The following is a 26,341-nucleotide window of genomic DNA, read 5'->3' on the forward strand; positions in this document are numbered from 1 at the left end:
ACAAATATAACTATAATTTGATTTATTTAAAAACATTTTTAGATAAGCCTAAATATTCTGCTTTGGTTTTTTGACTAAATTTGGTGCTTATGGCACAAAATCACTTCGATTTTATTTTTGCAGGTGGCGGCTTAGCTTCTTTAATGACGCTGCAGCGCATGGTGCAGTCGGGCAGCTTTACAGGCAAAAGTATTTTAGTTATAGAGCCTGACAGCAACAAAGGTAACGACCGCACTTGGTGCTTTTGGGAGCAAGGCAGCGGCGAATGGGATGGCTTACTCAAGAGGCAGTGGGATCATGCCCTGTTTGCAGATGCAGGCTTCAGCAGCAGGATGCAACTTGAGCCTTACCGTTACAAAATGCTGCGAAGCTCTGGTTTTTACAGCAGCATATACAAGCTTGCCAGACAAAATGCAGGCATAACATTTACTCGTAATACCGTTACAGCATTTACGGATAACGGCAGTACCGTAACGGTTACAACAGCCACAAATACTTATACCTGCGCTAAATTCTTCAACAGTATCTATAATCCAGAAGCGGCTAAAAAAAGCAAATACCCGCTGCTGCAACAGCATTTTATCGGCTGGTTCGTTAAAACGGATAAGCCTGTTTTTGACAGCGGCTGCGTTACCTTTATGGATTTTAGTATACCGCAACGCGGCAATACCCGCTTTATGTATGTGCTGCCATTATCTGAAACTGAAGCGCTCGTTGAATATACGCTATTCTCTAAAGACCTGCTGCCGTTAGCAGAATATGAAGATGCCATTAAAGATTATCTTGCTGAGAGGGGCGTGAGCCATTATACCATAACGGAAACAGAAAGAGGCAACATACCTATGACCTGCTATCCATTTTGGGAAGAGAACACAAAAAATATAGTAAATATAGGTTCTGCAGGGGGGTGGACAAAGGCAAGCACCGGATATACTTTTAAAAATACCACAAAAAAAAGCAGGGAGCTTGTCAGCTTTATGCAAAAGCATGATGATTTCAGGAAGCTGGGAAGCAAAAACCGTTTTTGGTTTTACGATTTGCTCCTGTTGGATGTGCTGTATAAAACAAACGAAAAAGGCAGTACTATTTTTAGTGCCATGTTCCGCAAGGTGCACCCGCAGCTCATATTTAAATTCCTTGATGAAGAAACAACATTTGCCGAAGAGCTAAAGGTAATATGGGCCTGCCCTAAAATGCCTTTTATAAAAGCGCTTTTGCGCAACCTGTTTTAACTGTAGTATTTTTTAGAACAGTATTTCTTTGTAACTTTACAGCCTAAAACTTTAATTATAAAAGATATGTATCCTGAAGAACTGGTAAAACCAATGCGCGCTGAACTTTCAGAAGCAGGTTTTGAAGAATTATATACAGCCGACGCGGTAAAAAATGCAATTTCTAAGCAAGGCACTACGCTGGTAGTGGTAAACTCTGTGTGCGGATGTGCGGCGCGTAACGCCCGCCCCGGGGCAAGGATGAGCCTTGACAATGGCAAAACGCCAAGCAGCCTGATAACGGTATTTGCCGGGGTAGATAAAGATGCTGTAGATGCAGCCCGCGAACTGATGTTCCCGTTCCCGCCGTCATCGCCTGCTATGGCACTGTTTAAGGATGGCGAGCTGGTGCACATGCTGGAGCGCCATCACATTGAAGGCCGCCCTGCCGAAATGATTGCAGAGAATTTAAAAGACGCTTATAACGAATTCTGCTAATAATCAGACAATTATTATTTACAACCACGCTAATTGGCGTGGTTGTTGCTTTTATATATGCAGGCATATTAAAAATTTTTAGTATGTTAATAAAAGGTAGTACTTTTACGCGAATTTCTAAATGCTAAATGGAGAAGGTGCTTTCATACCCGCTTTCTGCGGTATTTTACATTGTATTCCTGCTGATATTGGTTATTTTTCATCCTGTACAGTGGTTTTGCCTTAACGTTTTTGGTTATAAGGCTCACAAAAAAAGTGTTGATATCCTTAACTGGTTCCTTATGCACTGCACCAATTTACTGGGCACTACGTATAAGTTTCGGGGTATTGAAAAAATACCACATGGTGTTCCGCTCATTATTGTATCCAACCACCAGAGCATGTATGATATCCCGCCAATAATCTGGTTTATGAGGAAGTTTCACCCAAAGTTCATCAGCAAAAAAGAATTGGGCAAAGGCATACCAAGTGTATCGTATAACCTGAGGCACGGCGGCTCGGCACTTATAGACAGGAAAGACCCTAAACAGGCGCTGCCTGCCATTAAAGAACTTGCAGAGTATATAGAAAAACACAACCGCTCGGCAGTAATATTCCCTGAAGGGACCCGCAGCAAAACAGGAGTGCCGAAACGGTTTTCAGAAAACGGCCTTAAAATACTTTGCAAATATGCACCGTCTGCCTACATTGTACCGGTAAGCATAAACAACTCTTGGAAACTGTTCAAATTCGGGCAGTACCCGTTGGGGCTTGGCAGCCACATTACCTTTAATGTGCACGAGCCTTTTGCCGTAAAGAGTATTCCTTTTGCTGAGTTGATGGAACGTACAGAGAGAGAAGTAACACAAGGAGTAAAAATTAAATAATTATGTCAATAAAAAACATCCGGATAGAAGTAATGCAGTTCCTTGAAAAGAACATCGATACTTTTGTCGACAATTATCTTGTACCGGTAGAAAAAATATGGCAGCCGAGCGATTTATTGCCGGACAGCCGGAATGAAAATTTTCCTGAAGACCTAAAAGAACTCAGGGAAATTGCCAAAGACCTGCCCTATGATTTTTGGGTAGTGCTGGTGGGCGATACCATTACTGAGGAAGCCCTGCCAACCTATGAATCTTGGCTAATGGATGTAGAAGGCATTAACCAGGTAGAAAACGGCGGTAACGGCTGGAGCAAGTGGGTGCGCCACTGGACCGGCGAAGAGAACCGCCACGGCGATACGCTTAACAAATACCTTTACCTTAGCGGGCGCGTTAACATGCGCGAAGTGGAAATGACAACACACCACCTTATAAACGACGGTTTTGATATTGGTACCGACCGCGACCCGTATAAAAACTTTGTTTATACCAGTTTTCAGGAGCTTGCTACCTATGTATCGCATAACCGTGTATCGCAGATAGCCAAGAAATTCGGTGACAATAAGCTGTCTAAAATGTGCAGGCTTATTGCGGGCGATGAGATGCGCCACCACCTGGCTTACAGCGAATTTGTTGACCGCATTTTTAAAGTTGACCCAAGCGAAATGATGCTGGCCTTTCAGCACATGATGAAGCTGAAGATAACCATGCCCGCCCACTTTTTAAGGGAATCAGGAGAAAAGATAAGCAGCGCATTTGAGCAGTTCTCTGATTCGGCACAGCGCATAGGTGTTTACACAGCACATGACTATGTTGATATACTGCGCAAGCTGATTGAAAAATGGCAGATAGATAAGATAACAGGGCTTACAGCCGAAGCCGAAAAAGCAAGGGACTTCCTGATGAAGCTCCCGGACAGGATGGCAAGGATAAGCGAAAGGATAGTAATACCCGAAGAACCACACGTGTTTAAATGGGTACAGCCAGCCCTGATAAAATAATACTGAAAAGCCGCACATGTTGCGGCTTTTAATTTGGCTTAATCTGAGTATATTTGTTATACCAACAGGCCGCAAATGAAGTATCTTTTAAAATTATGGCTCACAACATTGTTAGTATCACCTTTTTTGGTGTGCTGCCTTCTTGCTGTAAGCGGTAATAAAGAATGGATAAACAGTGGCACAGCTATACTTTTGCTTTCCCTGATGGTACTAACAGGGCTTACCCTATCTGTCCCTGCAATGGCTTTAATTTTTATACTGAAAGCCTATCTTCAAAAAAAGAATACTACTGCATTAAAGCTGAAAACACTTATAAGCCTTTATGCCATAGCCGCAATATACATAACCTTTGTTATTGCAGATTATACTTTTGTATTCAGCCTGCGCAATAACCTGTGGTGGCCTGTAGTATATTGCATAACAGCATTATTTTCCATCTTTTATTTCAGAATAAAAACCGATACTATTCAGTCCCAAATAAACCGCAATGAGCAACCCCGCACTGATACATAAAACAATACTTTTCGTAAAAGAACAATTAAAAAATGCCGAAGGCGGCCACGACTGGTTCCACATCCAGCGGGTATATAATAATGCGCTGAAAATAGCAGAATCTGAAGAATGTGATTTACTCACAGTGCAGCTTGGTGCATTATTGCATGATATAGCCGACAGCAAATTTCACGATGGTGATGAAACCGTAGGCCCCGCGTTAGCAAGGCAGTTCTTGGAAAGTGAAGGTGCGCCCGAAGGTGTTATCAGCCATGTTGAAAACATAATAAAGAACATTTCTTTTAAGGGCGGCAACTTTGAGCGCGCTTTTAATTCGGCTGAATTGCAAATTGTTCAGGATGCCGACAGGCTTGATGCACTGGGCGCTATAGGTATAGCGCGTACTTTTAACTATGGCGGATTTAAAAACCGTACGCTCTATAATCCGGAAATAGCACCGCAACTAAACATGACAAAAGAGGAGTATAAAAATAATAACGCTCCTACCCTTAACCATTTTTATGAAAAGCTGCTGTTGCTTAAAGACCGCATGAACACCAGAACCGGTAAGGAAATGGCAGAAGCGCGCCACAGGTACATGGAAGGTTTCCTGTCTCAGTTTTATGCCGAATGGGAAGGTGAGCGTTAATGCTTATTGTTTACCATTTCTATGATGGTATCATAAACAGGTTTTCTGTTGACCTTAGCTGTAAGCCAGCCTACAAAGCTTACAACAAAAATATCGCCTTTTTTTGCCATTGTGCTAAATGCTTCTATACGCTCTAAATATTTTTTATCGTGTATGCTTTCTGGTTTTAAAAGTAACTGTTCTAAAAGCTGAGCATAGGTTAACACCCTATCTTCATTAACCTGCATAAGATACTTTTTATAGCGTTTCTTAAAGCTTTTAATACGCGATAGGGCAAGTTCCTCTTTATCAAATTCTGCATGAAGCAATATCTCTACTAATACTTTTTTTATTGCCCAGTCCATGCCCATACGCTTTTCATACCAACTGTCAGAGTGGGTAAAGCGCAATATATATTTTATAGCTTCCCTGTCAGCATTTTGCAGATGTATTACAGCAAGGCACAGCCAGAGATCATTTATATCTGTAGGGTCGCCATTTTTTTGTTTCAACAGGGCTTTTTGTGCAGTGGCTACTGCCTCTTCTGCCCTGCCGGAATAATTTAATGCAAGTGCTTTCAGTAATTGATGACGCAGGAAAAAGCGATTAAAGTATTTTTTCTGTTTTAGCTCCATTTGCTCACCCATCTGCTCCAGGTAATACAGCGACTTGTTAAACTGCCTGTTGCGTAAATAGCCATTGGCAATAAAATAAAGTACATATATGTGATAATATAAATGGCGGCTTCCCTCTTTTTCATCAATAAACTTCAGGCTGCGCTCTATAAAAGGTTCAATAATACTAAAATCGCTGTTTATAGAGGAAAATTCGTTGGCGATATACAATATCTGGTACAGTGATTTGTATGATAGTATTTCTTCCAGCGACACCCCCAGTGTCTCAATAGTATTACGCACAAGTGCACGGAAGTCGGTTATCTTGCCCTTATGATAAATGTCGGCAAGTTCGCGGCGCAACAAAGCATAACCAATGTTTAACTGCTGTTCATGATACAGTTTTTCGCTGTTAGTTTTAAACTTTGCTATTGTTTCATCGAGTTGAGGGCTTCCTGATAAGTGGGCAAATTGTATCTGCGTTAGATATATTTCATTCAATAAACTGAATTGCTCTAATGGTAGCGCTTTATTTTCGGCTTTAACAAGGCATTTAAATGCAGTTTTGTACAATTTATGTTCTAAGAAAACGCGGCTTACTACCAGCAGTTTCAACACTTCATGTTCGGCGGAAGTATCTACTTCAAATGCGCGGTTTCCCATAAATTCTACCATGCAATCATATACCCTTTTACGCAAAGCATGATAAGCATCTGCATTTTTTCCTGATATAAATTCATTTTTTAAAATATTTATATCGTCAGTTTTAAGCAAGTTAAAAAAGCGGATGTTTTTTACATTATGCCTTTTGTTCCGTTTAGACATAAAGCTTTTGAAAGCTTTTTTATCTTCATTAGACATAATTGAAACTATCTCATTAATAGCATTCATAAAGCAGATTTTTAAGATACCATAAATATATATAATTAAAAGTATATCGTCAGTTTATAAATGAAATTAACTTTAGCAGGTTGCAGATTAAACGGAGATTTGCCTCATAATCTTAAAACAAAGAAATTATGGGTCCGCTAACATCTAATGAAGTAAATGAGAATTTTAAAGCTGCTAAAAAGCAGCATAGCAAGAGTGTTTCACTTTTAAAACCGAGCCCTGCCTTTGTAGGCGCCTCATGGGTAGCGTTATTGACCGGAATGGTATCGTTTTGCATTGGCCTGATTAATGCCGACATGGAACTGAATGAGAAAGGATATTACTTTACCATATTACTCTTTGGTTTGTTCTCGGTAATATCAGTTCAGAAAAGCGTGCGCGACAGGCAGGAAGGGCTGCCTGTTACCGATATGTATTATGGCATAAGCTGGTTTACCACAATAGCATCTTTACTGCTGCTGGTAATAGGGCTTTGGAAAGCCGACCTGTACCTGAGCGAAAAAGGATTTTACGGCATGTCTTTCGCACTTAGCCTTTTTGCTGCTATAGCCGTACAAAAAAATACCCGCGACATTAAACATTTTGACGAACTATAACGTTTAGCGGATGCCCCGTAGCTATGTGCCAACTACAGGCTGCGGGGCTATTTTTAACTAAAAAATATCATTTATGCTAACCATTATATTTATCTCTTTCGCAGTATGCTTTCTTATCGAGCGTTTAAACCTCGGCTGGAAGCTGCCGGAAGTCCCAACCTGGACAATCAGGGTACTGGGTGTTAATTTTATTCAGCTTGGCGTAGTGCTTTTAGCGGGTATAACCTGGGAAAAGTGGCTTTCTGCCATATCACTTTTCCGTTTGTCTGATCATGTTTCTCCGGTTACAGGCGGGCTGATTGCCTACTTTATTGCAACATTTATATTTTACTGGTGGCACAGGTGGCGCCATAGGATTGATTTCTTATGGACACATTTCCACCAGATACACCACAGCCCGCAAAGGATAGAAGTAATTACATCATTTTACAAACATCCGTTAGAAATGATTGTGAACTCCATTATAGGTAGCCTGCTGGTGTACACGCTATTAGGATTAAGCCTTGAAGCGGCGGGTATCTATACCGTTTGCACCGCACTTGGAGAATTTTTTTATCATACCAATATTAAAACCCCGCGCTGGATTGGTTACATTTTTCAACGCCCCGAAATGCACCGCATTCATCATGAATATAACAAGCATAATAATAATTATGGTGATATTGTTTGGTGGGATATGCTGTTTGGTACTTATGAAAACCCAAAGGAGTTTAAAACCTCATGCGGCTTTGATAACGAAAAAGAACAGCGGCTTTTTGATATGATTAAGTTTAAAGATGTACACAAAGAATAGAAAGAAGCTGTCTTAAAAGTGCATTCCCTTCAGAATGACACTTATGAGACAGCCTCATTTTATACATGAATTATCTCATCTTCTATTAATAAATCTTCACGGCGCATGCGCAATAACACCTGTGCAACGGCTACCACATCTTTTTCGCAATAGGTTACAATACGATCTATGTCTTTTTCATTATAAAACACGTGGCTAACCTGGCTGCCGTCTATATCACCTTTAGAAGATGGTATTCCCAATATCTTGCACAGCAGCTTTAGCGATGTAAAACTTTTATAATCGCCGAATTTCCATAATTCCATAGTATCGAGGTGGGGCACCTCCCACGGCTTTTTGCCGAAAAGGTTAAGCTTGGGCGGCAACGGCATCCCATTGATAATCATGCGGCGGGCTATAAAGGGAAAATCAAACTCTTTGGCATTATGTCCGCACAATATGTGCTGCGGCCCGTTAAAATGATTGATAAGCAGGTTGCTGAAATCCTTCAGTATCTGTTTTTCTTCTCCGCAGAAAGAGGTAACTCGAAAGTGGCGTATATCTCCCCTAAAGGTGAAAAATCCGGCTGAAAGACATATTATTTTACCAAACTCTGCCCAGATACCCGCACGTTCGTAAAATTCTTCGGGCGACTGGCCGTCTTTGCGCTGGTATTGGGTTTTAAGGTCATATAAAAGCTGCGTTTCCTCATCCAGATGTCCGAAATGGGGCTGTTCGGGAACGGTTTCTATATCCAGGAAAAGTATATTTTCAAGGTTTACTTTTTCAATCATGCTTATTCTTGTAGTAAAACATCTGCTTCGGTAAGGGCTTTGCTGTTGCCTGCACCCTCATTTGGCTGCATCATACCCATCATTTTATAGGCTTCATCCACATACACATAGAAGTCGTTACTGTGCGGGTCGGTATCGGTTTGTAGCCCTTTTAAATGACCCAGGCGGGTAATTATAATATTATCCTGCGGAATTACAATAACAAACTGCCCTAAGTGCCCGCGCATATAGTACATTTTTTTTCCGAGGTAATTGTGTATCCACCACCCATAGCCATATTGCGGTGACTCACCAAAACGGGGTGTTACCATTTTTTGTACTGATTCTTCAGATAAAATCTGCCTACCGTTCCAATTGCCGTTGTGCAGGAACAGCCTGCCAAAGCGCGAAAAATCGCGGGCATTGCTTGCAATACAGCAGTATGCTTTTTCTATGCCATCGGGGTTATCTACCTGCCATAAGGCATCATTGGCTGCACCCATAGGTTTCCAGAATTTATCTGAAACATATTCTGAAAGCGTTTGCCCGGTAGCTTTTGTTATTACCATACCTAAAAGCTCTGTTGCGCCACTAAGATATTTAAACTCTTTGCCGGGTTGCTCGGTAACATCAAGGCCTAATATTACATCTTCAAGGTTATCATCAAAATAAGCGCGTGTAACGATAGAAAAAGGGCTGTAGTAACGCTCATCCCAACTAAGCCCTGATGCCATAGATGAAAGGTCGCCTACTGTCATATCAGCACCCATGCCTGTGCCGAACTTTGAGTAAAAATCACTTACCTTTTGGTCAAGGCTTTTAATCTTTCCCTCTTCAATGGCTTTAAACAAGGCTGCCGAGACAATACTTTTTGCCATAGAGAATGAATTGGAGCGGCTGTCTTTGCCGTAACCGTCATAATAGCTTTCGTGCCAAATACTGTCGTTCTTTATAATAAGGTAGGCAACGGTTTCAAGGTCTTTATGTGCTTCGGTAAGTCTTTGGGTAGGCTTTACTTTATTGTAGTCTTTATGCAATGCCCAGGGCTGCACTGTGCCTTTTTCTATTGTCCTGTTAGGAAACTCACGGTAATCATCTAAAAAAGCGGTGGTTTCACCACGGAAATAAATCGTGCGGACAGCACGCAGCAGGTAATCTACATCAAAAATATACATGAGTATAATGATGAAGCCAAAAACAACAATCAGCCAGAAAAGGAAATTTTTAATGAAACGCATAACTACTGCATAATGGTTATGCAACGAATTTAATTAAAAATGTAATGCAAACGCGATTAAAATAAGCTTTGCTGTACGGGTGGGCATTCATGCTCCAGCAGCCATTTTTTACGCCATAGCCCTCCTGCATATCCGGTTAGTGAACCGTCAGAACCTATTACCCTGTGACAAGGCACCACAATCCAAAGCGGGTTTTTACCGTTGGCAGCGGCTACGGCACGTATGGCTTTTACATCTCCCAGCTTTACGGCAAGTTCCTGGTAGGAGGTTGTTTTGCCAAAGGGTATCTCTAACAATGCCTGCCATACTTTTTTCTGGAAATCAGTTCCCAGTGGGTTGAGCTTAAATGTAAATGCAGTGCGGTTACCATTAAAATATTCGATAAGCTGGTTTACCGCGTCATGTAGTGCTTCCGGAACCATATCTGCCTTTGTAGATTCAGCTTTGTCATTGAGCACCGTTATTCTGGCAATGCCTGCTGCATCGCCTTCTATGGCGGTGGTTCCCAAAGGAGTATTTATATAGGCTGTTTCCATAAGGGTAAAAGTAATAACTCTTTAATAAATAAAAAAACCACCCGCAAGGGGTGGTATGCTTATATATCACAATGTTATAACTTATGATTTTGTTCCTGTTGCAGGTGCCTCTTCATTTTCAGGAGTAAGTACTTTACCTTTAATAATAAGCACTTTTTTTACATCACTATCACTTGTGGTTACCGTAACAGTTTTGTTAAAGCTTCCAACGCTATGTGCATTGTAAGTTGCAGTTACATTACCTGTTTCACCCGGCTTGATAGGTGTTTTAGTATAGTTGGTAGCCGTACATCCGCAAGATGCCTTTACATTTGTGATCAGGATTGTCTGGTCTGTAGTGTTTTTAAAAGTAAACTCATGAGAAACAGGCTTTCCTTTCTCTATATCTCCAAAGTTATAAGAGTCTTCTTTCCAGCTAATCTTGCTTGGCTGAGTGTTCTTTTCTTCGGTAGAAGCAGCTGCTGCAACCGATGTACCGGTTTTAATTGTTGGTTTGGCAACACTTTGTGCCTGGGCAGCTACAGTAAGCATAAATGCACCTGCGGCAGCAAATAAACTAAGTTTTAATGATTTCATAATTTTTAAAATTAATTATAGGGTTAATATCAAATTTGTTGTTTTAGCATTACAAATATATTTACTATTGTAAAGAAATATGTTAACCGGCTTCAAAGTCTTGTTAATGACATGTTAATGGCTTGCTGCACATCCTTTTTTATAGTAATATCGGGCAATATATTGTGCAAAGAGCGTTCCAAAGCAAATGAAAGTCAGTAAACTTAACATAATTGTTTTTATAGGCCTTATAGCCATAACAGGGGTTTTAACCATGCAACTCGTTATGCTAAAGGAAGCTTTTATGTTTGAGCGCAAAGAGTTTGCCGAGAAAATCCACTTTGCATTGCAGGATGTGGTAGATAAAATTTACAGTGATAATAAAAGCGAACTGCCTGCTACCAGCCCCATAAAAAAGGTTTCGGACGATTATTATGTAGTCAATGTGGATGATGTTTTTGAAGCTGATATCCTGGAGTACTACCTGAAAAGCGAGTTTGAAAAGGTAAAGCTTGAGCTTGATTATGAATATGCCATTTATGACTGTGCCAGTGATGAGATGGTATATGGTAATTACATAAATGCCGGAGGTGAAAGTAAAGATGAGAATGCCCGCTGCGAAAAATGCTTTACCAAAAAAGAAGGGCTTATTTATTATTTTGCAGTAAGGTTTCCGCAACTGCGGTATAACTATATAGCATCTTTACAGCAATACTGGATATATACCGGGGTTTTGTTCCTCGTACTGGTAATTTATGTTTATTCTGTTTTTATGCTGCTGAAACAGAAAAAATACAGCGAACTGCAAAAGGATTTTATCAATAACATGACGCATGAGTTTAAAACGCCTTTGTCGTCTATACTGATAGCTTCTAACTATGCGGTTAAGCAGGAAGAGATAGAGAACAACCCAAAGCTGAACAAATACCTGAAAATTATTATTGAGCAAAGCAATAAGCTGAACCAGCACATAGAGCGCATACTGAACGTGGCTAAAGCCGATACCCGCCTAATGCAGCTTGATAAGCAAGAAATTAACCTAACAGAAACGCTGGAGCTGGTAAAAGAAAATGCAGCAATGAAATATCCGCATGCTGCAATAAGCCTGAACACTCCCGACAACAACATTCCTATTCTTGCAGATGCTTTCCATCTGTATAATATCACCTATAACATTGTAGAAAATGCCGTGAAATATGGCAGCAATTCCCCACAGGTGGCCATAGCGGTTATTAAAAAAGAAAAAGGGCTGGAAGTGCTTTTCACCGATAACGGTCCCGGTATACCCCCTGCCCATATCGATTATGTGTTTGACCGGTTTTACCGTGTGCCGCGCGAAAATAAAAAAGAAGTGGAAGGTTTTGGGATAGGGCTATTCTATGTAAAAAAGATATGCGAGCTGCACGGGTGGAAAATAAGCATTAAGAACAACCCCGATGCAGGTATAACGATAAGCATTACCATACCTAAAAGCAGTTTAGCATGAAAAAGAAAATACTGTATGCCGAAGATGATAACACACTTGCATTTTTAACTGCCGATAACCTTGAGCAGCATTATGATGTAGTGCATTTTGATAATGGCAAAGCAGCGTTTGACGCTTTTAAGCAGGATGATTTTGACCTGTGCATACTTGATGTTATGCTGCCGCAGATGGATGGTTTTGAGCTGGCTGCCGCCATTCGCAAGCGTGATGTGGAGGTGCCGATAATTTTCCTTTCGGCAAAAACGCTTAAAGAAGACCGTATTAAAGGCCTTCGCCTGGGCGCCGATGATTACCTGGTTAAGCCCTACAGCATGGAAGAGCTTATCCTAAAAATTGAGGTATTCCTGCAACGCAGCCAAAAGCAAACCCCGCAGAAAAACAGCATTTTTACATTGTGCGACTTTACGTTTGATGCCGTAAACTATACCATTTCTAAAAATGGCGAAGAAACACAGCTTACCGAGCGTGAAGCGGCACTCTTGCAGCTTTTTATAGAGAACAAAAACACCATATTAAAGCGCGAAAAGATACTTACCTCTATCTGGGGGACAGACGATTACTTTATGGGCCGTAGCATGGATGTGTTTATATCGCGCCTGCGAAAGATATTTAAAGATGATAACCGCATCCGAATAGAAAACATACCGCGCGTAGGCTTCAAGCTTGTTGCCCCATAAAGCCCTAATCCCAAGAGGAGGGAACTTTTCAGTTGGTAGCTAAGAGCTAATTGCTGATAGCTGACTACTGAAAACTCATTACATAGTCTACCACTGCCTGCATTTCCTCATCGGTAAAATGCTTGGTTATATAAAAATTGGTTTTCATGGTAGCATATTGAGAGGGGTCAACTATAGGCTCAGCTTTTTCCCTTAAAAATGCAGCCATGTCGCCGCCTTTTGCTTTATATGCCTTTGCGATTACCTGTAACGAAGGGCCTATTGCCTTTTGCTCCGGCTTGTGGCAGGTATAGCAGTTACCCTTACCGTTAAATATTTCCAGCCCCAGCTTTTGCGAGGCAGTCATGTTAGCAGCAGCACCCTCCGATACTTCGGCTTCCCCAGTAGAGAAATCTTCTTTTTGCTTATCATCTTTACATGACAAGAACGCAAAAACCGCGATTATAACAAGTAACTTTTTCATTTGCTCCCGATTATTTATTTAAAAGTAGTGCAGCTTCTTTAGCAAAATAAGTAGAAATAAGGTCGGCTCCGGCACGCTTAATACAGTGCAACTGCTCCAGCATAATCTTGTCATGATCCAGCCAGCCCTTTTCAGCGGCGGCTTTTACCATGGCATATTCGCCAGAAACGTGGAAAACACTAACCGGTACATTTACTGCATTCTTAACTTCACGTACTATATCAAGATAGGCCAGCCCCGGTTTTACCATTACCATATCGGCACCCTCTTCTACATCCTGTAGCGCTTCTTTTACAGCCTCTGTGCGGTTGGCATAGTCCATCTGGTAGGTTTTTTTATCCTTTGGCACCGGCACTCCTGATTCTTTCGGGGCACTGTCCAGCGCATCGCGGAACGGCCCGTAAAATGACGATGCATACTTGGCACTATAGCTCATAATACCCACATTGTGATGGCCTGTTTCCTCAAGCGCCTTGCGGATGGCATACACACGCCCGTCCATCATATCGCTGGGTGCTACAAAGTCGGCGCCTGCATCGGCATGGCTCACGCTCATGCGGGTAAGGGCATCTACAGTAGCATCGTTAACCACATAACCGTTTTCTATAATGCCGTCGTGCCCGTATATGCTGTAAGGGTCAAGTGCAACATCGGGCATTACTATCATGCCGGGTACGGCATCTTTTATGGCTTTAATAGATTGCTGCATCAGCCCGTCAGGGTTCCATGCCTCTTTCCCTGTATTGTCTTTAAGGTCGTCGCTGACTTTTACATAAATGTTTACAGCCTTAATGCCCAAATTCCAAAGCTCCTTAACCTCCTCTACGGTAAGGTCAAGCGAACGGCGGAATATGCCCGGCATACTTGGTATTTCAACCTTTACATCTTTCCCCTCTGCAATAAACATAGGGAACATAAAATCGTCAGTACTTATGGTTGTTTCGCGAACCAAAGCACGAATGCTGTCATTGGTTCTTAGTCTTCTGTTTCTTTGTATAGGGAACATTTTCTTTAAGTTTTAAGTTGACAGTTAACGGTTAACCGTTTCTGCTATCTTTCTTATTAATGATGCAAGCATCTTTTTAATCTCATTAACTTCTGAATTCAATTTATTGTATAGGTCTTTTTCTATAAAACCTAAATCTTTAGACACAAGTAAAAGATATTCCGTTTCGTGGGCAGAACCGGATGAAATATAAAGAAACCTTATGAGTTCCTTTTGCGATTCCCTGCCACAACCTTCAGCTATATTAGTCGGTATAGATAGACTTGCCCTGTTTATCTGCGATATCAGGTTGAATTGTTCTGATTTCGGAAAGGAAGCGGTAAGCTTATATACATCTAATACAAACTGGTGCGACTTTTGCCAAACAATATAATTTCTGTAATCAACCATCTTGCTGTAAACTGTGTACCGTTAACTGTAAACTGTGGGGATCCATTCCCCCGGCTTCTTCAAAACCTTCAATAGCCTCTCTTCCTCGCTGCCGGCCTCCGGGTGGTGGTTATATACCCACTGCACGTGTGGCGGTAAGCTCATCAGTATACTCTCTATACGCCCGTTGGTTTTTAAACCGAACAGCGTGCCTTTATCGTGCACCAGGTTAAACTCTACATACCTGCCACGGCGTATTTCCTGCCAGTTACGGTTAGCTTCGGTATACTCAATATTTTTTCTTTTCTCCACTATCGGCACATACGCTTCAAGAAAGCTGTTACCGACCTCTGTTACAAAGTTGTACCACTGCTCCATACTGAAACTGTCTGAAGCTTTACAATGGTCAAAGAACAGGCCGCCAATACCCCTTGCTTCATCGCGGTGGGTGTTGCGGAAGTATTCATCGCACTGTTTTTTATATTTCGGGTAAAATTCAGGGTTGTGCTTATCGCAGGCCGTTTTACAGGTTTGGTGAAAATGCACCGCATCCTCATCAAACAGGTAGTACGGCGTTAAATCCTGGCCGCCGCCAAACCAGCTGTCAACCACATTACCCTCTTTATCATACATTTCAAAATAGCGCCAGTTGGCATGTACTGTAGGCACAAATGGGTTTTTAGGATGAATTACCAAACTAAGCCCACACGCAAAAAAATCGACATCGCCTACATTAAAATAAGCCTGCATGGCTTTAGGCAACGGCCCGTGTACCGCCGAAATATTTACCCCGCCTTTTTCAAAAACATTACCATCCTCTATAACACGGGTACGGCCACCGCCACCTTCAGGGCGCTCCCAAAGGTCTTCGCGGAATTTTGCCTTGCCGTCAACTGCTTCAAGCCGGGCTGTTATAGAATCCTGTAATTGCTGTATGTATGCGTAAAATTTATCCTTCATTGCTGACTGTCAACTGTAAAACGTTAACCGTTAACTGATTTTATTTATACTCCTTTACTGCATCAATAAATGCCTTGGCATGATCTACCGGAATGTTTGGCAGTATGCCATGCCCTAAATTCACTATGTAATTATCCTTACCAAACTCATCTATCATTTGGTGCACCATTTTTTTAATGGTTGGGATAGGTGATAATAAACGGCTTGGGTCAAAATTACCCTGCAGGGTTATATTTCCACCACTTAGGTAGCGTGCATTGCGTGCCGAGCACGTCCAGTCTACGCCAAGTGCCGAAGCCTTACTCTGCGCCATATAGCCCAATGCAAACCAGCAGCCTTTACCAAATACTATCACGTGGGTTTCGGGCGCAAGCGCCTCAACGATCTGGTTGATGTATTTCCAAGAAAATTCCTGGTAGTCAACCGGGCTGAGCATACCACCCCAACTGTCGAAAACCTGTACCGCATTTACGCCTGCTTTTACCTTTTCTTTTAGGTAGGCTATGGTAGTATCGGTTATTTTTTGCAGCAATGCATGCGCCGCTTCGGGCTGGGAAAAGCAGAAACCTTTTGCCGTATCAAAACTCTTAGACCCTTTGCCTTCTACCGCATAGCAGAATATCGTCCACGGGCTGCCGGCAAAACCAATCAGCGGCACCTCATCATTCAGCATTTCTTTGGTTAGCTTTATGGCATCCATTACATAGCGAAGCTCTTCATTTACATCCGGCACGCGCACCTGCTCTACATCCTGTACAGAGCGTATAGGGTTAGGCAGGAAAGGCCCGACATTCTCTTTCATCAGTACCTCTATGCCCATTGCCTGCGGCACCACCAGTATATCACTGAATAAAATAGCGGCATCCGGCTTTACTATGCGTATCGGCTGTACGGTTATCTCGGCAGCAAGCTCCGGTGTTTGGCAACGGGTGAAAAAATCATATTTATCACGAAGCGCACGAAACTCAGGCAGGTATCGCCCGGCCTGGCGCATCATCCACACAGGTGGTCGCTCAACGGTTTCGTTACGTAATGCTTTTAAAAAAAGGTCGTTCTTTATGCTCATATCGTTATATTAGGTTAAAAACCTGTATTCATTACTCTTTCTTTATACTTTTTATCTTTTATCACAAACACAAGGCAATACCCGCCGGCGCCATCACTATTTAAAGTAGTTATGTATAAAGCATCGGCTGCCTCATCATAATAAGCACGTGTATGTGTAAAATTGGGCTGGTACAGGTTATGCAGCGCTTCTTTAGGTAAGGTAACTGTATCTCCATTAAAACTTACTGTAACAGACTTATACTCGGTTGTGGGCATACCACCGTCAGTCCCCCAAACCCATTTATCGTCTATAGCAATTATATATTTACCCGTTTCATCATATTTGTAGGTGTGCTGTTTTTCATCAAAAGGGCCTGTGCTAATTATAATCTCTATTCCCTGCCCTTGTAAAACAAGCTGATTCTCTTTCGTATCGGTTGGCTTTAATTCTGTAAATGCATATATCGGGGTTGCAAAATTTTTATAGATATATCCTCCTTTTATTTCATTGCCTGTCATGGCCTCAACACTTGCCCAGTTACCCCTGCTCCCAAAACAAAACAATAAAGTACCATTAGGAACTGTACTGATAATACTGCTTTGTGCAGTATAGCTTTCCCTTATATTAACAATAGTATCGGTTGGGTCTTTAATTACCACAAACTCCATAATATCCTGAGCCCAAAGTACCTGGGCAGATAACACTAAAAATACTATGGATAAAATTCTTTTCAAAAGCTATTTATAATAATTAATACACTGTATTACAACATTCTCTACGCTTGGCTTATTGGCAATAACGATATTATCTGTTATATCCTTTAAGACCTGTGCCGTAGTAGTACCTATGCAAAAACATACGGCATTGCCTATGGCATTTTCTTTTAAAAAACCTTCTACCCCGCTTGGGCTGAAGAACAAAATGCCATCGGGCACCGCATTAATTTCATGAGGTGTTATAATTGTTTCATAAACCTCAGTTTCATTCAGCGCAACCCCGGCTTCTTTAAGCATTTCGGGCAGGGTGTCACGCCTCAGGTTACCCGAAAAAAAGGTAAACGCTTCATGGCGGTACTTCTTTGTTATTATTGCTGCAAGCACTTCGGCATAATCGGCTGCGGCCTCTACCCTGCAGCCAGCACGTTCAAGCAGTGCCTTTGTTTTGCTGCCTACGCAAAACAGTTTTTTATCAGCTAACAACTCCATTCCGCACTTTTCTGTAACCGATTTAACGGCATTCTGACTGGTAAATATCAGGTTTTCTGCAATATCCCGGGCAGCAAAGTCTTTATGCTTAATCCCGATAAAATCGGCCTCTGTAACAGCAAAGCCTGCATTAAGCAGGTACTGCCGCTGGTTGGGCTGCAGCTTTTTTGCCGAGAGTATCCTGATATGCTGCATTATCGGTTGGCACGGTTACAAAACTTACCAATATCTTTATTAAGCCCGAACACCACCAGTATATCATCTGCTGTGATAACACTGTCTTTGGTTATAAAACCCTCCGACTGGTTTACCACATTAGTAGTACCCAAAATGGTTTTGCGATCTTTTTTACGGATAATGGTTACTACCTGCAAATGGTACTTTTCCCGAAACTCCAGATCCTCCAGGGTTTTACCGTCAAATTCAGGCAGTGCTTTTATTTCTGATATGCTGTAATTTTTATCTATGGTAAAGTTATCTACTATACCCTTCATGTTTATTTTACGGGCAAGCCTTTCGGCAAAATCCTGCTCAGGGTGTATAATTGTTTCTATACCCATGGCGTGTAATACCGTATCGTGTATGGGCGAAAGCGACCTGCCGATAATTTTGGCCTTTGTAAGTTTTTTTACTACCGCAGTGGCAATAATGGCGGCACCCTCGTTCTCGCCAATGGCAATAACGGCAAGGTCGGCATCTTTAACAGGCAGCGCCTGGTAAGCCAGCTCGTTGGTAGCATCCATGCAAATGGCATGCGATATCTGGTTCTTAACAATATTTACCTTGTTCATGTTGTTATCGATACCGATAACCTCATTTCCGGACTCTGTAAGGTTAACTGCCAGCGACATCCCGAAATTCCCTAAACCGAATATGATAATCTTCATAAAATTCTTTTTTTAGTTAATCAAAATGTTCTCTTCAGGATATTCATAACTATGGGCCTCCATTGTTTTAAGCATACCTATAAGCAGGTTTAAAAGCCCTATCCTGCCCAGGAACATTACAATTATTATTACATATTTGCTGCCAAGGCTAAGGCTTGCGGTTATACCCAGGCTAAGCCCTACGGTGCTGAAAGCCGAGAACACCTCGAAAGCAATTTGTATGAGCGAAAAATCTTTTTCAAAGAAGAGCAGCATTAAAATACCCATGCCAATTACCATGAGTGATATGCACACAATGGCAAATGCCCGCTTAACCGACTGGTTGTTAATTTTCCTGCCGCGCATTTCTATATTTTCCTTACCACGTGCTATCGAAAAAATATTCATGGTGGCAAGTGCAAAAGTGCTTGTTTTGATACCGCCCCCTGTTGAACCGGGCGAGGCCCCAATCCACATAAGAAGGATGGCAAAAAGTATGGCAGGCATAGACAGCGCTGCGAAATCGAATGTGTTAAAACCGGCTGTACGTGTGGTTACTGATGTAAAAGCGGCAGCGGTTATTTTACCGAATGCCGTTTCCTTCGAAAATGTACCGTCAGATTCTGTACAATAAAAGAAAATAGTTCCTGCGGTAAGCAGTATGGCTGTTGTACTGATAACAATGCGCGAATTGAGCGTTAGCACCCTTACCGGTGTGTGCAGCCTGCGGTTTACAATGCTGTTTACCACAAAATCGCGCACATAGCGTATAAAGTTGAATACTATGTTATAACCAAGCCCGCCCAGTATGATAAGGTGCATTATTACCCACTGAAAAGCATAAGCCTGATTAATGGATGGGTCGCTAAGCCCTGCCGAAAACGTTGAAAAGCCTGCATTACAAAATGCCGACACCGAGTGGAAAATAGAAAAGAATATCTTATTTTGAACAGCGGGTATATCGGCAACAAAAGAATAAATCAGTATTGCGCCCACTAACTCTATACCGAGTGTAAAAGCCACAACACGCATGGCAAACCGCATTACATTCTGCAGGTTTTCGCTGTCCATAAAACTCCCTACGTTCATACCTTCACGAAAGGTAGAGCCCTGCTTAAAGAAGAATGAAAAGAAAGAGGTAAACGTTAGCATACCAATACCGCCAAGCTGTATAAGGCACAGTATAACGGTTTTACCCATAAAGGTAAAATCGTTAGCAGTATCAAGCACTACAAGGCCTGTTACACAAACTGCGCTTGTAGAGGTAAAAAGTGCATCTGCAAAGTCTATCCCTTTTGTGGTGGCATTGGGCAGCATTAATAAAAAAGCACCTATAAAGCCTGTAATGGCAAAACTGCCTACAAACAGAATTGTGGGGTTATAGTACAGCGCATACAGTTTCCGGATAAGGCTTGTAAGCCTTAGGAAAAAGTAAAGTATAAGCCCGGTATCTATAACAAGGTTAGTATTGTAAAGCCTGTCGAGCTCATCGGCGGAAAGGTAAACAATTGAAGCGCTTATAAGCGTGAGTGCCAGTATAAGCACATTAGCCTTAAGCATTTTTTTCATGGGGGGCTTGTGGGTGTATATATAGCGCGCCACATTAAAACCTATCAGGGCTATAATCAGCAACCCGAATATTACGGTTTTATTATCGAACCAGGTTGAGAGGGTATCTTCAAATCCAAAGTCAAAAATCAGGAATACAATGAGGAGCACATCCACAAAGCCGTAAATTTTTGACAATACATTTGAAATATTCTTAAACATCTCCCTGTTCTTTTTTGTTAAGCACTGCACGTATCTGCTGCATAACTTCAGCACCTCCGTTATCAAGTACTTCCTGTGCGCACTGCAAGCCAAAGCTGCTGTAATCAGCATCTGCAGGCAATGTGCGCTCTATATGTATCTTCTGTTTTCCGTCTACAGATAGCAGTGCGCCTTCAAACCGTATCTCTCCGTCTAAAAAGGTAGCAAGCGCACCTATTGGCGCGGTGCATCCACCTTCCAGCTTTTTAAGGAACTGTCTTTCTATATGTGTGGCTGTTTGTGTAGGCTCATGGTTGAGCTGCGCCAGCGCTTCGCGGCAGTAGCTGTCGTTTTCCATTGCCACGGCAACCATAGCGCCCTGTGCCGGTGCGGGTATCATCCAGTCCAGCGGTTCTGCAAACCCGTTAAAAGTCGGGCTGTTTACTGTTTCCCCGTTCAGGAACTCCAGCCTTTCAAGGCCTGCTGCTGCAAATATGGCCCCGCCCCAGTTGCTGTCATGCAGTTTTTGCAGGCGTGTGTTAACATTGCCCCTAAGGTCGGTTACATTATGGTGCGGATATCGGTTTAGCCATTGCGCCTGCCTGCGAAGGCTGCCTGTGGCTATAGTAGTCTCGGTAGTATAAAAAGAAGTGTCGCCTTTGTGCACGAGCACGTCCAGCGTGTTGGCACGTTGCAGTACGGCCGCCTGCACTATGCCCTTTGGCAGGGCGGTTGGCACATCTTTCATAGAGTGTACCGCTATATCTACCTCGCCTTTAATCATGGCAACATCAAGCGTTTTGGTAAAAATGCCCGTAATACCGAATTCGTAAAGCGGTACATCAAGAACCACATCCCCGGCAGATTTAACAGCTACAATTTCGGTACTATATCCCAGTTGCTCCAGCTTTGCCTGTACGGTATGGGCCTGCCATAACGCCAGTTGGCTGTCGCGCGTGCCTATTCTTATGGCTTTGTTCATTTTGCAGTATTTTCGATACGGAAGACTTTTTCTATCCATTCGATACTTTCGTCTACCAGTGTATCCCTTTCTTTGAGGTGATTGGCAAAGTGCGTTGTAATTTTATGGATTATCCTCTGGCTGATAATTTCGGCCTGTTCCTCATCAAAATTACTGATTTTTTTGCGCTGGAAGTTTAATTCGGTTTCTTTTATTGTGTTAAGCTTTTCTTTAAGCGCGTTAATTGTAGGGGCAAATTTCCTGGCATTTATCCACTGTATGAAATCTTCCTCAATTTCAGCGATGATAGCTTCGGCAGCCGGTATGTGTTTTTTCCTGCTTTCAAGGGTGTCATCTGTTATCTTAGAAAGATCATCCAGGTGCACCACGGTAACGCCTTCAAGCTGCTTTACATCGTCATCTACATTTTTGGGTATAGAAAGGTCCAGTATCAGCAACGGTTTTTTCAACATCATGATATCCCTGTCAATGGTTGGGGTTTGTGCGCCTGTTGCCACTATAAGCACATCTGCTTTAGGTATTTCAAGCGGCAGCACATCATAGTCTTTCACCAGCAGGTTAAACTTACCGGCAATTTTCTCTGCCTTGTCTTTAGTGCGGTTTATAAGGGTTATATGGTCGTTCTTGGTGTGTTTTACCAGATTCTCGCAGGTGTTGCGCCCAATCTTCCCGGTACCGAAAAGCAATATGTTCTTGTTCTGCACATCGGGCACATTATTCATAATGTACTGAACCGATGCAAACGATACCGATGTTGCACCCGAGCTAAGCCCGGTTTCGTTCTTTATACGCTTGCTGGCCTGTATAACACAGTTTACCAGACGCTCTAAAAAAGCATTGGCAAGCCCAAGGCCTTTAGATTCTGTAAAACCCGATTTTATCTGGCTTATAATTTCAAAGTCGCCCAGTATCTGGCTGTCCAGCCCGGTACCTACCCTGAAAACGTGGTTGATGGCCTCATTATTTTTATAGACAAAAGCCACCCTTTGAAATTCTTCTACCGTGCCCTGGCTGTTATCTGTAAGTAATTTAATAAGCTGGAAAGGGTGCTGGGCAAAGCCATATATCTCTGTACGGTTACAGGTGCTAACCACCACAAGGCTTTCTATACCCTCGCGCTGTGCCTGCAACAGCACATTGTGCCTGCCCTCTGTACTTAAACTGAATTTACCCCTCATCGCTGCATCAGCCTTCCTGTAACTTATACCAACAGCATAAAAGTACTGGTGCCGCGACCCGTTATGATTCTCCATATTACTCACTTTCCTAAAAGTATCACAAAATTATTATTAACATTTTTTTAAAAATAACGCTACAGGTTCTTTTTGTGTCGCTCACGGATATTTTGGCATGAAATTGCCATGATATTATCAAATACATTAAATTTGCAATAAAATCAGCACTTTGCAATAAATTAGTTTAGAACTATTCTAAATAAAAATTACATCGTGAGATTAAACTGCTTCTAAAAAAATACCGCTATGGGTACCCGTGAGGAAATACAAATTGAGGATAATTTTTTTGTAATGCGCTTTCAGAATGATACTGACGACACGCAGCATTTTGAGCGTGAAGTTGGGGTTGACCTTATACAATTCCACTTTGGGGTTAAGGGGCGCGCCAAGTTTATTTTTAACCAGGGTCGCTATGCGCTGGACCTGCGTGAAGAAGTATCTTTATTCCTCTATAACCCGCAAAAAGAACTGCCTGTACACCTCGAAATTGCGCCGCACTCGTGGGTGCTGAGTGTGCTTATTTCCATTAAGAAGTTCCATAGTTTTTTCTCTGAAGAGGCCGATTACATACCTTTCCTGAGTGAAGGCAACAAGGACAGGAAATATTATAAAGACGACAAGATAAACCCTAGTATGGCCATTGTGCTAAGCCAGCTTTTTCATTTTAACCTGCACCCTTCTATAAAAAAATTATATTTTAAAGGAAAAGTATACGAATTGCTCAGCCTTTACTTTAACCGTGCAGAAGACCCGAATGCCGAGCAATGCCCTTTTTTGATAGACGAAGAGAACGTAATTAAAATACGTAAGGCAAAAGATATAGTAATTGCCAACATGGCAGAACCGCCCGGGTTGCAGGAACTGGCCGACCAGGTGGGCATTAACCTGAAAAAGCTGAAGATGGGCTTTCGCCAGATATATGGCGACAGTGTGTACAGCTTTTTATTTGACTATAAAATGGAGTATGCCCGCAAGTTGTTAGACAGCGGGTCGTATAATGTGAATGAAGTGGGACTTAAAATTGGCTACAGCACGGCGAGCCATTTTATAGCTGCCTTTAAAAAGAAATTTGGCACCACGCCCAAGAAATATTTAATGAGTATAAATGAGCGTGTGTAAGCTCTAGTGATTAAGTTAAACTAAACAACTCATAAAAAAGCAAGAAGCACAGTATCTCGCATGGTTTTTGAGCAGTAGCTGTGTCACCAATAACAAACATTACCTTTAAGAAAATATGAAAGGAGTACTACTTGTAAACCTTGGCTCCCCGGACAGCCCGGACCCTAAAGATGTAAAGCCATACCTCGACGAGTTCCTGATGGACAAATATGTTATAGACGTACCATTCCTGCTAAGGGCATTGCTGGTTCGCGGCATTATATTGCGCAAAAGGCCTAAAGCCTCGGCACATGCTTACAAGCAGATATGGTGGGACGAGGGCTCTCCGCTTATTGTGCTTTCGCAGCGCATGCACAAAAAAGTGGAGCAGAAAACAGATGTACCTGTTGTACTTGCCATGCGCTACGGCAAACCCTCTATAGAAACGGGGCTGCAGGAACTGCACGACAAGGGTGTTACCGAGGTATTGCTTTTCCCGCTGTACCCACAGTATGCCATGGCTTCTACCCTTACTATTTTAGTACTGGCGGAAGAAATACGCAAAAAGAAATTCCCGCACATGACCTTTACCGATGTGCCTGCTTTTTACAATAAGCCCGATTATATTAAAGTCTTGGCTAAAACCATAAAATCATCTTTAGAAGGTTTTGACTATGACCACCTGTTGTTTAGCTACCACGGCATACCGGAGCGCCACATCCGTAAAACAGACGTAACCAAATCGCACTGTAAAATAAACGATACCTGTTGCGTAACGCCATCTGCAGCGCACAAGTTTTGCTACCGCCACCAATGCTATGAAACCACAAGGCTGGTTGTGGAAGAGCTTGGCATACCCGAAGACAAATACTCATTAACTTTTCAGAGCCGCCTTTCGGGCGATAAATGGCTTGAGCCTTATACCGATGTTGAAATAAACAAAATGCCTGAAAAGGGCATTAAAAACCTTGCGGTGGTAACCCCTGCCTTTGTGGCAGACTGCCTTGAAACTCTGGAAGAAATTGCCATGCGTGCCAACGAAGATTTTAAGGAACATGGCGGCGAAAAATTTTTAGCAGTGCCCTGCCTTAACGATAACGACGAATGGGCAGATGTGGTAGCCAACTGGATAAAAGATTGGGTAACGGCTGAAACACCGGTAATGTAATGTCAGTCTCCTCTGCCGACCTGGCTACTAAAAGCATCAAAAGCCTGCTGATAAAACAGGCTGTTCCGGCATCGGTAGGGATACTGTTCATGACGATAAATATACTGATAGATACCATATTTGTGGGCCGTTGGATTGGCCCGCTTGCTATAGCGGCATTAACAGTAGTTATGCCGCTTACTTTTTTGATATCATCGCTTGGCATGGCTATAGGCATAGGCGGCAGCTCGGTGCTGTCGCGGGCTTTGGGTGCCGATAATAAGGAAAAAGCGCTTGCTACCTTTGCCCACCAGATTATCATGGCTTTCGGGCTGGCATCGGTTTTTGTAATCACAGGCCTGTTTTTCAGCAACGAAATGCTGTACGCTTTTGGCGCCAACGGCGATATTGCAGAACCCGCACGTATATTTTTTATACCTGTACTGCTTGCTGTGCCGTTTCAGGCACTTGCCATGATGGGTAATAATGTGGTGCGTGCCGAAGATAAGGCGCGCCATGCCATGACAGCCATGATACTATCGGCGTTAGGCAACCTCATCATGGATGTACTGTTTATCCAAGTGCTTGACATGGGCATTTTTGGCGCGGCGCTTGCCACGGCAACATCTTTCTTTATAGCTTTTGCCTACCTTGTGTGGTTCTTTATTTACAAAAGCGAGCTGCGGCTTCAGCTAAAGCATTTTAAATGGCATAACAAGCTTGCGGGAGAAATAACCTCCCTAAGCTTTGTAACCTTTGCCCGGCAGGGTGTAATAGGTGTCTTAGCCATAATACTTAACCATACCCTCTTTGAACAGGGCGGTGAACATGCCGTAACGGTTTATGGCATTATAAGCCGTATGCTTATGTTCATGCTCTTTCCGGTTTTGGGGGTAACACAGGGTTTCCTGCCCATTTCGGGCTATAACTATGGCGCGGGTAATTACGGCAGGGTGCGCGAGTCTATATTCACAGCCATAAAGTATGCGGGTGCACTTGCAATAGTGATATTCGCCGTTATTTTAATATTTGCCAAACCAATAGTAGCCGTATTTACAAAAGACCCTTCTGTAATAGAAGATACGCCCGGAGCACTGCGCTGGGTTTTTGCCGCTTCGCCCATTATAGCGGTGCAGCTTATCGGTTCGGCTTATTTTCAGGCGGCAGGCAAGGCAACCAAAGCATTATTGCTTACCCTGAGCAAGCAGGGCTTTTTCCTGATACCGCTCGTACTAATTCTGCCGCATTTTATCGGTATTTTTGGCGTGTGGGTATCGTTCCCTATTGCTGACATTTTATCTACACTGATAACAGGATTATTCCTTAAAAAAGAGATGAGTACGCAATTAAAACCTGAAAATATTTAGGTAAAAAATAAAGCT

The 26,341-nt window shown here is 42.4% G+C and carries 29 protein-coding genes; 13 read left to right on the top strand and 16 right to left on the bottom strand.

What is annotated here, in order from left to right; all coding sequences use genetic code 11:
* The first annotated feature begins 89 nt into the window (after positions 1 to 89).
* From Q0K96_RS06980 to Q0K96_RS07005, 6 genes are all read left to right on the top strand, one after another.
* Positions 90 to 1,232 carry a lycopene cyclase family protein gene (locus tag Q0K96_RS06980; RefSeq protein ID WP_297333287.1) on the top strand — a complete coding sequence of 381 codons (1,143 nt, stop codon included), beginning with the start codon at positions 90 to 92 and terminating at the stop codon, positions 1,230 to 1,232.
* A 66-nt stretch (positions 1,233 to 1,298) separates the two neighbouring features.
* Positions 1,299 to 1,709, top strand: a complete 411-nt coding sequence (locus tag Q0K96_RS06985) for a BrxA/BrxB family bacilliredoxin (protein ID WP_223054650.1) — start codon at positions 1,299 to 1,301, stop codon at positions 1,707 to 1,709.
* A gap of 128 nt (positions 1,710 to 1,837) precedes the next feature.
* A complete protein-coding gene (locus Q0K96_RS06990) occupies positions 1,838 to 2,575 on the top strand; it encodes a lysophospholipid acyltransferase family protein (RefSeq protein ID WP_297333288.1) in 738 nt (245 codons plus the stop codon).
* A 2-nt stretch (positions 2,576 to 2,577) separates the two neighbouring features.
* Positions 2,578 to 3,573, top strand: coding sequence for an acyl-ACP desaturase (locus Q0K96_RS06995; RefSeq protein ID WP_297333289.1), 996 nt, complete (start codon positions 2,578 to 2,580; stop codon positions 3,571 to 3,573).
* Positions 3,574 to 3,648: 75 nt separating this feature from the next.
* Positions 3,649 to 4,086, top strand: a complete 438-nt coding sequence (locus Q0K96_RS07000) for a hypothetical protein (RefSeq protein ID WP_297333290.1) — start codon at positions 3,649 to 3,651, stop codon at positions 4,084 to 4,086.
* On the top strand, positions 4,061 to 4,714 hold the full coding sequence (locus Q0K96_RS07005; protein WP_297333291.1) for an HD domain-containing protein: 654 nt from the start codon (positions 4,061 to 4,063) through the stop codon (positions 4,712 to 4,714). Before Q0K96_RS07000 ends, Q0K96_RS07005 begins: the two co-directional genes overlap by 26 nt.
* On the opposite strand, the gene Q0K96_RS07010 is transcribed toward Q0K96_RS07005, so the two are convergent.
* On the bottom strand, positions 4,711 to 6,198 hold the full coding sequence (locus Q0K96_RS07010; RefSeq protein ID WP_297333292.1) for a hypothetical protein: 1,488 nt from the start codon (positions 6,196 to 6,198) through the stop codon (positions 4,711 to 4,713). The genes Q0K96_RS07005 and Q0K96_RS07010 overlap by 4 nt on opposite strands.
* Before the next feature lie 128 nt (positions 6,199 to 6,326).
* Between Q0K96_RS07010 and yiaA the strand changes: the two genes are divergently transcribed.
* Complete coding sequence (yiaA, locus tag Q0K96_RS07015; RefSeq protein WP_297333293.1) at positions 6,327 to 6,794, top strand: inner membrane protein YiaA; 468 nt, start codon at positions 6,327 to 6,329, stop codon at positions 6,792 to 6,794.
* A gap of 73 nt (positions 6,795 to 6,867) precedes the next feature.
* Positions 6,868 to 7,587: a sterol desaturase family protein gene (locus Q0K96_RS07020; protein WP_297333294.1), complete on the top strand. Its 720-nt coding sequence runs from the start codon at positions 6,868 to 6,870 to the stop codon at positions 7,585 to 7,587.
* Positions 7,588 to 7,646: 59 nt separating this feature from the next.
* Here Q0K96_RS07020 and Q0K96_RS07025 read toward each other — a convergent pair whose 3' ends face one another.
* The 4 genes from Q0K96_RS07025 to Q0K96_RS07040 form a co-directional block, all read right to left on the bottom strand.
* A complete protein-coding gene (locus Q0K96_RS07025) occupies positions 7,647 to 8,360 on the bottom strand; it encodes a 3'-5' exonuclease (protein WP_297333295.1) in 714 nt (237 codons plus the stop codon).
* Positions 8,361 to 8,362: 2 nt separating this feature from the next.
* Positions 8,363 to 9,577 (bottom strand): serine hydrolase, encoded by a 1,215-nt coding sequence (locus Q0K96_RS07030; protein ID WP_297333296.1) that lies wholly within the window; start codon positions 9,575 to 9,577, stop codon positions 8,363 to 8,365.
* Positions 9,578 to 9,633: 56 nt separating this feature from the next.
* Positions 9,634 to 10,113, bottom strand: coding sequence for a methylated-DNA--[protein]-cysteine S-methyltransferase (locus Q0K96_RS07035; RefSeq protein WP_297333297.1), 480 nt, complete (start codon positions 10,111 to 10,113; stop codon positions 9,634 to 9,636).
* Between the two features lie 81 nt (positions 10,114 to 10,194).
* A complete protein-coding gene (locus Q0K96_RS07040; protein ID WP_223053711.1) occupies positions 10,195 to 10,689 on the bottom strand; it encodes a DUF1573 domain-containing protein in 495 nt (164 codons plus the stop codon).
* A 187-nt stretch (positions 10,690 to 10,876) separates the two neighbouring features.
* Here Q0K96_RS07040 and Q0K96_RS07045 point away from each other — a divergent pair, with 187 nt between their 5' ends.
* Positions 10,877 to 12,154: a HAMP domain-containing sensor histidine kinase gene (locus tag Q0K96_RS07045; protein WP_297333298.1), complete on the top strand. Its 1,278-nt coding sequence runs from the start codon at positions 10,877 to 10,879 to the stop codon at positions 12,152 to 12,154.
* On the top strand, positions 12,151 to 12,831 hold the full coding sequence (locus tag Q0K96_RS07050; protein WP_297333299.1) for a response regulator transcription factor: 681 nt from the start codon (positions 12,151 to 12,153) through the stop codon (positions 12,829 to 12,831). Before Q0K96_RS07045 ends, Q0K96_RS07050 begins: the two co-directional genes overlap by 4 nt.
* Positions 12,832 to 12,895: 64 nt before the next feature.
* Here Q0K96_RS07050 and Q0K96_RS07055 read toward each other — a convergent pair whose 3' ends face one another.
* The 11 genes from Q0K96_RS07055 to hemA are packed head-to-tail and all read right to left on the bottom strand — an operon-like array spanning position 12,896 to position 22,732.
* Positions 12,896 to 13,294 (bottom strand): c-type cytochrome, encoded by a 399-nt coding sequence (locus Q0K96_RS07055; RefSeq protein ID WP_297333300.1) that lies wholly within the window; start codon positions 13,292 to 13,294, stop codon positions 12,896 to 12,898.
* A gap of 10 nt (positions 13,295 to 13,304) precedes the next feature.
* On the bottom strand, positions 13,305 to 14,300 hold the full coding sequence (gene hemB / locus Q0K96_RS07060) for a porphobilinogen synthase (RefSeq protein WP_297333301.1): 996 nt from the start codon (positions 14,298 to 14,300) through the stop codon (positions 13,305 to 13,307).
* Positions 14,301 to 14,324: 24 nt separating this feature from the next.
* Positions 14,325 to 14,690: a four helix bundle protein gene (locus tag Q0K96_RS07065; RefSeq protein WP_297333302.1), complete on the bottom strand. Its 366-nt coding sequence runs from the start codon at positions 14,688 to 14,690 to the stop codon at positions 14,325 to 14,327.
* A gap of 21 nt (positions 14,691 to 14,711) precedes the next feature.
* Positions 14,712 to 15,629 carry an oxygen-dependent coproporphyrinogen oxidase gene (gene hemF / locus Q0K96_RS07070; RefSeq protein WP_297333303.1) on the bottom strand — a complete coding sequence of 306 codons (918 nt, stop codon included), beginning with the start codon at positions 15,627 to 15,629 and terminating at the stop codon, positions 14,712 to 14,714.
* Between the two features lie 40 nt (positions 15,630 to 15,669).
* Positions 15,670 to 16,695, bottom strand: a complete 1,026-nt coding sequence (hemE, locus tag Q0K96_RS07075; protein WP_297333304.1) for a uroporphyrinogen decarboxylase — start codon at positions 16,693 to 16,695, stop codon at positions 15,670 to 15,672.
* Positions 16,696 to 16,709: 14 nt separating this feature from the next.
* The gene (locus tag Q0K96_RS07080; RefSeq protein ID WP_297333305.1) at positions 16,710 to 17,411 is read right to left on the bottom strand and encodes a hypothetical protein; all 702 of its coding nucleotides are present in this window, start codon (positions 17,409 to 17,411) and stop codon (positions 16,710 to 16,712) included.
* A 3-nt stretch (positions 17,412 to 17,414) separates the two neighbouring features.
* Positions 17,415 to 18,077 carry a uroporphyrinogen-III synthase gene (locus tag Q0K96_RS07085; RefSeq protein ID WP_297333306.1) on the bottom strand — a complete coding sequence of 221 codons (663 nt, stop codon included), beginning with the start codon at positions 18,075 to 18,077 and terminating at the stop codon, positions 17,415 to 17,417.
* Positions 18,077 to 18,769: a TrkA family potassium uptake protein gene (locus Q0K96_RS07090; RefSeq protein WP_297333307.1), complete on the bottom strand. Its 693-nt coding sequence runs from the start codon at positions 18,767 to 18,769 to the stop codon at positions 18,077 to 18,079. The genes Q0K96_RS07085 and Q0K96_RS07090 overlap by 1 nt, the downstream gene beginning before the upstream one ends.
* Positions 18,770 to 18,781: 12 nt before the next feature.
* Positions 18,782 to 20,518, bottom strand: a complete 1,737-nt coding sequence (locus Q0K96_RS07095; RefSeq protein WP_297333308.1) for a potassium transporter TrkG — start codon at positions 20,516 to 20,518, stop codon at positions 18,782 to 18,784.
* Positions 20,511 to 21,479 carry a hydroxymethylbilane synthase gene (gene hemC / locus Q0K96_RS07100; protein ID WP_297333309.1) on the bottom strand — a complete coding sequence of 323 codons (969 nt, stop codon included), beginning with the start codon at positions 21,477 to 21,479 and terminating at the stop codon, positions 20,511 to 20,513. Before hemC ends, Q0K96_RS07095 begins: the two co-directional genes overlap by 8 nt.
* The gene (gene hemA, locus Q0K96_RS07105) at positions 21,476 to 22,732 is read right to left on the bottom strand and encodes a glutamyl-tRNA reductase (protein ID WP_297333310.1); all 1,257 of its coding nucleotides are present in this window, start codon (positions 22,730 to 22,732) and stop codon (positions 21,476 to 21,478) included. The genes hemC and hemA overlap by 4 nt, the downstream gene beginning before the upstream one ends.
* A 228-nt stretch (positions 22,733 to 22,960) precedes the next feature.
* Here hemA and Q0K96_RS07110 point away from each other — a divergent pair, with 228 nt between their 5' ends.
* The 3 genes from Q0K96_RS07110 to Q0K96_RS07120 all read left to right on the top strand — a co-directional run bounded on the left by Q0K96_RS07110 (position 22,961) and on the right by Q0K96_RS07120 (position 26,326).
* Entirely contained in the window at positions 22,961 to 23,833 is an 873-nt protein-coding gene (locus Q0K96_RS07110) for an AraC family transcriptional regulator (protein ID WP_297333311.1), read from the top strand.
* 115 nt (positions 23,834 to 23,948) lie between these two features.
* Positions 23,949 to 24,980 (top strand): ferrochelatase, encoded by a 1,032-nt coding sequence (hemH, locus tag Q0K96_RS07115; protein ID WP_297333312.1) that lies wholly within the window; start codon positions 23,949 to 23,951, stop codon positions 24,978 to 24,980.
* Positions 24,980 to 26,326 carry an MATE family efflux transporter gene (locus Q0K96_RS07120; RefSeq protein WP_297333313.1) on the top strand — a complete coding sequence of 449 codons (1,347 nt, stop codon included), beginning with the start codon at positions 24,980 to 24,982 and terminating at the stop codon, positions 26,324 to 26,326. The genes hemH and Q0K96_RS07120 overlap by 1 nt, the downstream gene beginning before the upstream one ends.
* The last annotated feature ends 15 nt before the right edge of the window (positions 26,327 to 26,341 follow it).

It is taken from the genome of Flavobacterium sp. (assembly GCF_024305175.1).
Taxonomy (GTDB): Bacteria; Bacteroidota; Bacteroidia; order Flavobacteriales; family Flavobacteriaceae; genus Flavobacterium.

Bases quoted from the DNA above. Each gene is read 5' to 3' on its own strand.
- Q0K96_RS06980 (WP_297333287.1), top strand. From the start codon at position 90: ATGGCACAAAATCACTTCGATTTTATTTTTGCAGGTGGCGGCTTAGCT.
- Q0K96_RS06985 (WP_223054650.1), top strand. From the start codon at position 1,299: ATGTATCCTGAAGAACTGGTAAAACCAATGCGCGCTGAACTTTCAGAA.
- Q0K96_RS06990 (WP_297333288.1), top strand. From the start codon at position 1,838: ATGGAGAAGGTGCTTTCATACCCGCTTTCTGCGGTATTTTACATTGTA.
- Q0K96_RS06995 (WP_297333289.1), top strand. From the start codon at position 2,578: ATGTCAATAAAAAACATCCGGATAGAAGTAATGCAGTTCCTTGAAAAG.
- Q0K96_RS07000 (WP_297333290.1), top strand. From the start codon at position 3,649: ATGAAGTATCTTTTAAAATTATGGCTCACAACATTGTTAGTATCACCT.
- Q0K96_RS07005 (WP_297333291.1), top strand. From the start codon at position 4,061: ATGAGCAACCCCGCACTGATACATAAAACAATACTTTTCGTAAAAGAA.
- Q0K96_RS07010 (WP_297333292.1), bottom strand. From the start codon at position 6,198: ATGAATGCTATTAATGAGATAGTTTCAATTATGTCTAATGAAGATAAA.
- yiaA (WP_297333293.1), top strand. From the start codon at position 6,327: ATGGGTCCGCTAACATCTAATGAAGTAAATGAGAATTTTAAAGCTGCT.
- Q0K96_RS07020 (WP_297333294.1), top strand. From the start codon at position 6,868: ATGCTAACCATTATATTTATCTCTTTCGCAGTATGCTTTCTTATCGAG.
- Q0K96_RS07025 (WP_297333295.1), bottom strand. From the start codon at position 8,360: ATGATTGAAAAAGTAAACCTTGAAAATATACTTTTCCTGGATATAGAA.
- Q0K96_RS07030 (WP_297333296.1), bottom strand. From the start codon at position 9,577: ATGCGTTTCATTAAAAATTTCCTTTTCTGGCTGATTGTTGTTTTTGGC.
- Q0K96_RS07035 (WP_297333297.1), bottom strand. From the start codon at position 10,113: ATGGAAACAGCCTATATAAATACTCCTTTGGGAACCACCGCCATAGAA.
- Q0K96_RS07040 (WP_223053711.1), bottom strand. From the start codon at position 10,689: ATGAAATCATTAAAACTTAGTTTATTTGCTGCCGCAGGTGCATTTATG.
- Q0K96_RS07045 (WP_297333298.1), top strand. From the start codon at position 10,877: ATGAAAGTCAGTAAACTTAACATAATTGTTTTTATAGGCCTTATAGCC.
- Q0K96_RS07050 (WP_297333299.1), top strand. From the start codon at position 12,151: ATGAAAAAGAAAATACTGTATGCCGAAGATGATAACACACTTGCATTT.
- Q0K96_RS07055 (WP_297333300.1), bottom strand. From the start codon at position 13,294: ATGAAAAAGTTACTTGTTATAATCGCGGTTTTTGCGTTCTTGTCATGT.
- hemB (WP_297333301.1), bottom strand. From the start codon at position 14,300: ATGTTCCCTATACAAAGAAACAGAAGACTAAGAACCAATGACAGCATT.
- Q0K96_RS07065 (WP_297333302.1), bottom strand. From the start codon at position 14,690: ATGGTTGATTACAGAAATTATATTGTTTGGCAAAAGTCGCACCAGTTT.
- hemF (WP_297333303.1), bottom strand. From the start codon at position 15,629: ATGAAGGATAAATTTTACGCATACATACAGCAATTACAGGATTCTATA.
- hemE (WP_297333304.1), bottom strand. From the start codon at position 16,695: ATGAGCATAAAGAACGACCTTTTTTTAAAAGCATTACGTAACGAAACC.
- Q0K96_RS07085 (WP_297333306.1), bottom strand. From the start codon at position 18,077: ATGCAGCATATCAGGATACTCTCGGCAAAAAAGCTGCAGCCCAACCAG.
- Q0K96_RS07090 (WP_297333307.1), bottom strand. From the start codon at position 18,769: ATGAAGATTATCATATTCGGTTTAGGGAATTTCGGGATGTCGCTGGCA.
- Q0K96_RS07095 (WP_297333308.1), bottom strand. From the start codon at position 20,518: ATGTTTAAGAATATTTCAAATGTATTGTCAAAAATTTACGGCTTTGTG.
- hemC (WP_297333309.1), bottom strand. From the start codon at position 21,479: ATGAACAAAGCCATAAGAATAGGCACGCGCGACAGCCAACTGGCGTTA.
- hemA (WP_297333310.1), bottom strand. From the start codon at position 22,732: ATGGAGAATCATAACGGGTCGCGGCACCAGTACTTTTATGCTGTTGGT.
- Q0K96_RS07110 (WP_297333311.1), top strand. From the start codon at position 22,961: ATGGGTACCCGTGAGGAAATACAAATTGAGGATAATTTTTTTGTAATG.
- hemH (WP_297333312.1), top strand. From the start codon at position 23,949: ATGAAAGGAGTACTACTTGTAAACCTTGGCTCCCCGGACAGCCCGGAC.
- Q0K96_RS07120 (WP_297333313.1), top strand. From the start codon at position 24,980: ATGTCAGTCTCCTCTGCCGACCTGGCTACTAAAAGCATCAAAAGCCTG.